Annotated in this window: 6 protein-coding genes; 5 read left to right on the top strand and 1 reads right to left on the bottom strand. The window is 70.6% G+C overall.

The window, feature by feature from the left end:
* The first annotated feature begins 125 nt into the window (after positions 1-125).
* A complete protein-coding gene (locus tag ABZ749_RS23790) occupies positions 126-905 on the top strand; it encodes a hypothetical protein (protein ID WP_357231287.1) in 780 nt (259 codons plus the stop codon).
* A gap of 447 nt (positions 906-1,352) precedes the next feature.
* Complete coding sequence (locus tag ABZ749_RS23785; protein WP_357231284.1) at positions 1,353-3,680, top strand: PKD domain-containing protein; 2,328 nt, start codon at positions 1,353-1,355, stop codon at positions 3,678-3,680.
* Positions 3,681-3,746: 66 nt separating this feature from the next.
* On the opposite strand, the gene ABZ749_RS23780 is transcribed toward ABZ749_RS23785, so the two are convergent.
* Entirely contained in the window at positions 3,747-5,039 is a 1,293-nt protein-coding gene (locus tag ABZ749_RS23780; RefSeq protein ID WP_357203710.1) for an acetyl-CoA C-acetyltransferase, read from the bottom strand.
* A 55-nt stretch (positions 5,040-5,094) separates the two neighbouring features.
* Between ABZ749_RS23780 and ABZ749_RS23775 the strand changes: the two genes are divergently transcribed.
* The 3 genes from ABZ749_RS23775 to ABZ749_RS23765 all read left to right on the top strand — a co-directional run.
* Positions 5,095-6,450 carry a 3-oxoacyl-ACP reductase gene (locus ABZ749_RS23775; protein ID WP_357231281.1) on the top strand — a complete coding sequence of 452 codons (1,356 nt, stop codon included), beginning with the start codon at positions 5,095-5,097 and terminating at the stop codon, positions 6,448-6,450.
* Positions 6,450-7,316: a MaoC/PaaZ C-terminal domain-containing protein gene (locus ABZ749_RS23770; protein ID WP_357231278.1), complete on the top strand. Its 867-nt coding sequence runs from the start codon at positions 6,450-6,452 to the stop codon at positions 7,314-7,316. The genes ABZ749_RS23775 and ABZ749_RS23770 overlap by 1 nt, the downstream gene beginning before the upstream one ends.
* A gap of 133 nt (positions 7,317-7,449) precedes the next feature.
* Positions 7,450-8,011 (top strand): NUDIX hydrolase (locus ABZ749_RS23765; protein ID WP_357231275.1); only part of this gene is annotated, 562 nt, incomplete at its 3' end.

The following is an 8,011-nucleotide window of genomic DNA, read 5'->3' as shown; positions in this document are numbered from 1 at the left end:
CCCGACGGCCCAGTCCCAGTAGAGAAACACCCTTGGGGCGGGCGGTAAGACGACGTCGTGGGCGCCGGTGTCGAGAAAGCCCAGCCACCAGGGGCCTGACCGGCAGCAGCACCGAGCAGGTCAGCGTGCTGCGGCGGACCGCTTCCGTGGGCCTGCTCGCCATGTCGAACCGTCGCTACGTGGGAACGTCCGCGTCGGTTCTCCTGCCGAACCAGGCCGGGTTGACCGCCGCCGCGCAGTACGACCTGGGGGACGCCGGCAACGGCCAGGTGGCCCTCGTCGCGCGGTCCAACGGCCGCTACGTGACGCAGTCGGCCAACGAGTCTCTGAACGCCGCGGGCCAGGTGGTCGGCACGCCGGAGAAGTTCACTGTCGTCCGCAACAGTGACGGCACCGTCAGCCTCAAGGCGAGCAACAACCTGTACGTCACCGCCGACGCCAGCGGCACCATCTCGATGAGCGCCAGCCGGTCCACCATCAGCGCCTCGGAGAAGTTCGCCCAGGTGCCGGTCGCGGACGCGAACAGGTCGCTGAAGGCCAGCGTGAACGGCCGCTACGTGATCGCCGACGGTGCCGGTGTGAAGCCGCTGATCGCGAGCGCGGCGACCGTCGGCAGCTGGGAGCGGTTCGACATCGCCGACCTCGGTAGCGGTCAGATCGCCCTCTTCGCCCGCGCCAACAGCCGCTTCGTGTCCGCCGACGGCGCCGGCACCAAGCCGCTGATCGCCAACGGCCCGGCCGTCAGCACCTGGGAGAAGTTCACAATGGTCCGCAACAGCGACGGCACCGTCAGCTTCAAGGCCAACATCAACAGCAAGTACGTCAGCGCCGACGGCGCGGGCAGCAAGCCGCTGATCGCCAACGGCCCGGCCGTCAGCACCTGGGAGAAGTTCACCCTCGGCTGAGCCGGCCCAATCGATCGACGCCCGCCGGAACCTCGGGGTCCGGCGGGCGTCGTCGGGCGAGGGCCGGTCGTACTCGACGCTGAGCGCGTCGAGCACCGGACGCAGCCGGGCGATCAGGACCGGGATGACCGCGGCCTCGTTGCACATCGGAATGACGACAGACAGCACCAACGCTTACCGGCCCCGTTCCGGACCCAGCTGTCATCGAACGCACCTCGTTCGGGGGTGCGGACGGTCACCGTCACCCGACAACCTCACGGGCGTTCAGCCGGCCGTTGAACAGGACGTCAACGTCTACCTGCCGGCCGCCTCGATCCGCCGGAACCAGGACGGTCACGAGACGGGTGGCCGTTTTGTCACCCAGGTCAGCACCTCACTTGTCGATCATGCAAAATCGCCTTATCTGACTTCCGGCGTCGCCGGATCCTCCTCCTTTTCGAGGCCAGCATGCGCAAATCCTTCTTCGCCGGTCTCGCGACCGCGTTACTGACCAGCGGCACCCTGGTGGGCACCGCGCTGCCCGCCCAGGCGGCCGCTCCGACGACGCTCTACGTCCGGCAGAATGCCGCCACCGGCTGCTCGGACCAGTTCCCGGGCACGTTGGCGCAGCCGTTCTGCACCATCGGAGCCGCAGCAGCGATCGTCACCGGCGGGCAGACAGTCGACGTCGGCGGCGGCACCTACCGGGAGCGCGTCACGATCGGCACGTCCGGCACGCCGGAGCAGCCGGTCACCTTCCTCGCCGCTTCCGGTTCCGGGGCGACCCTGATCGGCGCGACGGCCGGCTTCGTGATCGACGGCCAGCATGATGTGGTGCTTCAGAACCTCCGCGTCGTCGGGTCGGGCGACGTGCCGGCCCTGGACGCGCGCAACTCCTCGGGCCTCACCATCCGAGGCGGCACCTACGCCCTGAACATTCCCGCGACGTCACCGGTGATCCGGTTCGCCGGCGTGACCAGCTCAAGCCTGTCGAAGATCATCGTCAGTGGGTTGACCGCCAGCGCCGGCATCACCATGGACGCCGCCAGCAGTGACGTGGCCATCCAGGACACGAGCGTGCAGGGCTATGCCAACTACGTCCTTGCCGACAACACGGTCGGCGTCCGGATCGACGGGCAGCGCAACTCGTACATCGGTGGCAGCGTCGACGGCTTCAGCAACGCGGCGATCGCGCTCGGGCCCACCGCAGCCGGCACCGTGGTGGCCAACAACGTGATTTCCGGGGGCGCCGGCCACGGCGTGCACAACAACGGGGCCACCGGCACGGCCATCGCCAACAACACCATCAAGGACCGCTGCCGCGACGGCATCCGCGTCGACGGAGCCTCGTCCGGCGTCTCCGTACAGAACAACGTGCTCGCTCTGAACGGTTACTTCAATCTGGCTTACTGCGACAACAAGGTGCTGGACGGGGTCGAGATCGGCGTCTACGGCGGTGCCGTCGGAAAGACGGTGGTCGACTACAACAACGCGCACCACTACTACAACGACTCACCGGAGATCTACGCCTGGAACACCCGGATGTCGCTCGCTGCGTTCCGGGCCGCCTCCGGCCAGGCCGCACACGACCGCGAGACGGGGCAGGCCCGGGACAACATCGACTCGGCGAACTCGGCCGCCCCCGGTTACCCGACCCTCGCCCGCGGCGGCGCGCCGCGCGTCGACGATCCGGGCGTGCCGAACACCGGCGCCGGCCCGATAACGTACGCCGACCGTGGCACCATCGAAGCCGTCCGGAGCCCGGAGGTGCGGTTCGACGTCGCCATGAGCATCCAGGCGCGGTCGGTGACGGTGGACGCGTCCGCCTCTCTCCCCGGCCTCAACCCGATCGCGTCCTACCAGTTCTCGTTCGGCGATGGCAGCAGCGTCACCCAGACGAGCCCGATCGCCTCGCACACCTACGCGAACCCGGGCTCTTACCGGATCGCCGTCACGGTCACTGGCACCGACGGTCGGTCGGGGACTTACGGCAGGCAGATCAGCATGCTGCGGCCGACCGGGACCGTCGGTCTGCGCGCCCTCTCCAACCGCCGCTACGTGAGTTACGAGAAGAGCTACGGGCTTCGGCCGAACCAGGCCGAACCGAGCACGATCGCGCAGTTCGACCTGGCGGATGCCGGCAACGGCAGGGTCGCCCTCTTCTCCCGGGCGGTCGGTCGCTACGTCGCCGTCGCTGAGTCCGACCTCGTCACACTGACCGCGGACAGCGTGTTCGTGGACGTACACGAGTCGTTCAAGCTGGTGCGCAACAGCGACGGCACCATCAGCCTCCAGAGCCCCATCACCAGCAAGTACGTGACCGCCGACGTCAACAGCGCCGTTCCGATGAGCGCCAGCATGTCCACCATCGGCACCTGGGAGAAGTTCCTCCTGGTCGTCGTACCGGACGCTAACCGGTCACTGAAGGCCAAGGTCAACGGTCGCTTCGTCAGCGCCGACGGCGCGGGAGCCAAGCCGTTGATCGCGAGCGCGGCGACCGCCAGCACCTGGGAACGGTTCGACGTGGTGGATCTCGGCAACGGGCAGGTCGGCCTTCTCGCCCGGGTCAACAACCACTTCGTGTCCGCCGACGGCGCTGGTGCCAAGCCGCTGATCGCGAACGCACCGACTGCCAGCACCTGGGAGCGGTTCACAATGATCCGCAGCAGCGACGGCACCGTCAGCTTCAAGGCCGCCATCAACAACAAGTACGTCAGCGCGGACGGCGCGGGCAGCAAGCCACTGATCGCCAGCGGCCCGGTCGTCAGCTCCTGGGAGAGGTTCACCCTCGGCTGAGCCCTACCGCACTGTCGACGCCCGCCAGACCCTCGGGTCCGGCGGGCGTCGCCGTGCACACTCCGTTCAGCGCTCCAGGATGGCGGTCACGCCCTGACCACCGGCGGCGCAGATGGAGATCAGTCCACGCCCGCTGCCCCGCTCGGCCAGCAGCTTTGCCAGGGTCGCCACGATGCGCCCGCCGGTGGCGGCGAACGGATGCCCGGCGGCCAGCGACGAACCGTTGACGTTGAGCCGGTCGGTGTCGACAGCGCCGAGCGGCGCGTCCAGGCCGAGCCGGTCCTTGGCGAACTCCGGCGACTCCCAGGCGGCGAGGGTGGCCAGCACCTGCGACGCGAACGCCTCGTGGATCTCGTAGTAGTCGAAGTCCTGCAACGTCAGCCCGGCACGGGCCAGCATCCGGGGCACCGCGTACGCGGGTGCCATCAGCAACCCCTCGTCGCCGTGCACGAAGTCCACCGCCGCCGTCTCCGACCAGCTGAACCAGGCGAGCACGGGCAGGTGGTGCGCCGCCGCCCACTCCTCGCTGGCCAGCAGCACGGTGGACGCCCCGTCGGTCAGGGGTGACGAGTTGCCGGCCGTCATGGTGGCGTGCTCGGCGTCCGGGCCACGGGTGCCGAAGACCGGCTTCAGCGAGGCGAGCTTCTCCAGGCTGCTGTCCGGGCGCAGGTTCGCATCCCGGGTGAGCCCCAGGTACGGCGTCATCAGGTCGTCGAAGAAACCCCTGTCGTACGCGGCGGCGAGGCGCTGGTGTGAGCGCAGCGCCAACTCGTCCTGGGAGCGCCGGTCGATCTGCCAGCGCACTGCGGTCCGGGCGGCGTGGTCGCCCATGGACAGCCCGGTACGCGGCTCGGCGTTGCGCGGGATCTCCGGCTTGAACGGCTGGGACGGGCGCAGCTTCGCCGCAATCTTGAGCCGTTCGCCCAGCGTACGGGCCGAGTTGAGCTTGAGCAGCGTGCGGCGCATCTCCTCGTTGACGGCGAGCGGGGCGTCGGAGGTGGTGTCGACACCGCCGGCGATGCCCACGTCGAGCTGACCGAGGGCGATCTTGTTGGCGACGAGGATGGTCGCCTCCAGGCCGGTGCCGCAGGCCTGCTGGATGTCGTACGCCGGGGTGTGGGGGTCGAGTCGGGAGCCGAGGACCACCTCACGGGTGAGGTTGAAGTCGCGGGAGTGCTTGAGCACCGCCCCGGTGACCACCTCGCCGATGCGCTGCCCGGCCAGCCCGTAGCGGGCGATCAGGCCGTCGAGCGCCGCGCCGAGCAGGTCCGCGTTCGACGCGTCCGCGTAGCGGGAATTGGAACGTGCGAAGGGGATGCGGTTGCCCCCGATGACCGCGACCCGCCGGATGCTCTGCACGATCCGCCTCCTCGACATGTGTTGCTCGAACCCTACTCGCCAGTAGGCTACGCCCATGACCGACAGGTACGCGAGCTTCGTCCAATCGGCCGCCGGCCGCGCGCTGGTCAAGCGCCTCGGGCTGCCCGACCCGCCCCGACTGCGCCGGCACCACCCCGGCGACCCGCTGCTGGCCGGCCCGGCCCTGCTCGGCGCGGCCACCGGCGGCCGGCTCGCCGAGCCGGTTGCCAAGATCCTCACCAGCGCCGGGGTCGAGCTGGCCGACCCGGCCGCCGCCACCTCGCAGCGGTACGGGGCTCTGCTCTTCGATGCCACCGGGATCACCGACTCGACCGAACTGCGCCAGCTCTACGACTTCTTCCACCCGCAGGCTCGGGCCGTGCTGCCCAGCGGCCGGGTGATCGTGCTGGGCACCCCGCCGCAGGAGTGCCCGACACCCCGCGAGGCGACCGCCCAGCGCGCCCTCGAAGGGCTGGTCCGCAGCATCGGAAAGGAGTTCGGCCGGGGCACCACCGCGCAACTCGTCCACGTCGCCCGCGACAGCGACGCCGCCGGCACGCGCACGAGCCTCGAATCGACTCTCCGGTTCCTGCTGTCCGGCCGGTCCGCGTACGTGTCGGGGCAGGTCATCCGGGTCGGCGGCGGCGCGGCGAGCGTCCCGGCCGACTGGGACCGCCCGCTGGACGGGCAGGTCGTGCTGGTCACCGGCGCCGCACGGGGCATCGGTGCCGCGTTGACTAAGGTGCTCGCCCGCGACGGCGCGAAGGTGGTGGCCCTGGATATCCCGGCCGCTGGTGACGCGCTCGCCGCCGTGGCGAACGACATCGGCGGCACCGCCGTCCAACTCGACCTGACCGCGCCGGACGCGCCGACCCGACTCGCGGAGCACCTGGCCGGCCGGCACGGCCGGGTCGACGTGGTGGTGCACAACGCCGGCATCACCCGGGACAAGACGTTGGGCCGGATGGACGCCGACCGGTGGGACCAGGTGATCGACGTCAACCTCTCCAGCCAGGAACGGCTCAACGACGTACTGCTGGAGCGGGAGCTGATCCCGGCCGGCGGGCGGATCATCTCGGTCTCGTCGATCGCCGGGATCGCCGGCAACCGGGGGCAGACCAACTACGCCACCAGCAAGGCCGGTGTGATCGGGCTCGTCGACTCACTCGCGCCGGCCCTGCGCGAGCGCGGGATCAGCGTCAACGCGGTGGCCCCGGGCTTCATCGAGACCCGGCTGACCGCGCGCATCCCGCTGGTGGTCCGCGAGGCGGGGCGGCGGATGAACAGCCTGGCCCAGGGCGGGTTGCCGGTGGACGTGGCCGAGACGATCGGCTGGCTGGCCTGGCCGGCCAGCGGCGCGGTCAGCGGAAACGTGGTCCGGGTCTGCGGCCAGAGCCTGCTGGGGGCGTGATGGGAACGGGGCCGGAGTCGGGCGGCCGCAGCCTGGTCGAGCTGCCCCGGATGCCGGCGGTCGGGGCGCTGCACCGACGGGCGTTGCTCGGCGCGCTACCGGGCCTCGGGGGTGGACGGCGCGGGCCCGACCTGAAAGCTGTCGAGTTGACGGTGAGCGGGGTGACAGTCGACCGGACGCAGTTGGCCGACTACGACAGGGTCTGCGGGTTCCGGCTCACCGACCGGCTGCCCGCGACGTTTCCCCACGTCATGGGCTTTCCGCTGGCCCTGCGCCTGATGACAGCGCCGGACTTCCCCCTCCCGCTGATCGGCCTGGTGCACGTCGGCAACCGGATCACCACGCACCGCCCGATCACCGCCGACGAAACCCTCGACTTCACGACGTACGCGGAGAACCTGCGCCCTCACGACCGGGGGCGGCAGGTGGACGTGGTGCTGGTCGGTTCCGTCGACGGGGCGGAGGTGTGGCGTGGCGTCTCGACGTACCTCGGTCGGGAGGGCAAGCCGGGCGGGCGCGAGCCCGGCGAGCGACCCGCCGCGCCGACGGCCACCGCCCGCTGGCGGGTGGAACCGCGCGTCGGTACGGAGTACGCGCGGGTCTCCGGCGACCACAACCCGATCCACACCTCCCGACTCGGTGCGCGGCTGTTCGGCTTCCGCCGGCCGATCGTGCACGGCATGTGGAGCAAGGCGCGCTGCCTGGCCGCGCTGGAGTCCCGGCTGCCGGACGCGTACACGGTCGAGGTCGCTTTCAAGCTGCCCGTGCCGCTGCCGAGCACTGTGAGCTTCGCGCTCCTGCCGGATGGCGGGTTCGCCCTGCACGACTCGCGGGGCCGACCCCACCTGACGGGCTTCGTGCGCTGAGCGCGCCGCACCGCACCGTGCGCTGAGCGCACCGCACCGCCTCGTGCGCTGAGTTGGTCCTGCCCTTGGCAGGCGCGCACTTCTGCGCTAAGTTGTTCTCAGAGCGAGATGTTCTCAAAGTGAGAGAGACGTGATGAACGAGCAGGAGTTCCTGGCCGCGTACGACCCCCGGGCCTATCCGTCGGTCGCCGTGACCGTCGACGTGGTGGCCCTGACCATCCGCGACGGCGCACTGCACCTGCTGCTGATCCGGCGCGGCGAGGCACCCTTCGCCGGGCACTGGGCGCTGCCCGGGGGCTTCGTCCGCCCCGACGAGGACCTGACCACCGGCGCCGGACGGGAGCTGGCCGAGGAGACCGGGCTCGGCGGCGAGGAGCTGCTCCGCGTACACCTGGAGCAGTTGGGCAGCTACGGCGCTCCCGACCGCGACCCGCGCATGCGGGTCGTCTCGATCGCCCACCTCGCGTTCGCCCCCGACCTGCCGGACCCGGCCGCCGGCAGCGACGCCGACGAGGCGATCTGGCTGCCGGTGACCGCTTTGACCAGCCGGCAGCTCGCCTTCGACCACGGCCGGATCATCGACGACGCGTTGGAACGGGCCCGCTCCAAGTTGGAGTACACCCCGCTCGCCACCCGCTTCCTCGCCGCCGAGTTCACGATCAGCGAACTGCGCGCCGTCTACGAGACGGTCTGGG

The organism is Micromonospora sp. NPDC047753 (assembly GCF_040642735.1).
Lineage (GTDB): Bacteria > Actinomycetota > Actinomycetes > Mycobacteriales > Micromonosporaceae > Micromonospora.
The sequence above is the reverse complement of the archived record's forward strand: the minus strand, read 5'-3'. Positions and strand labels throughout refer to the sequence as shown.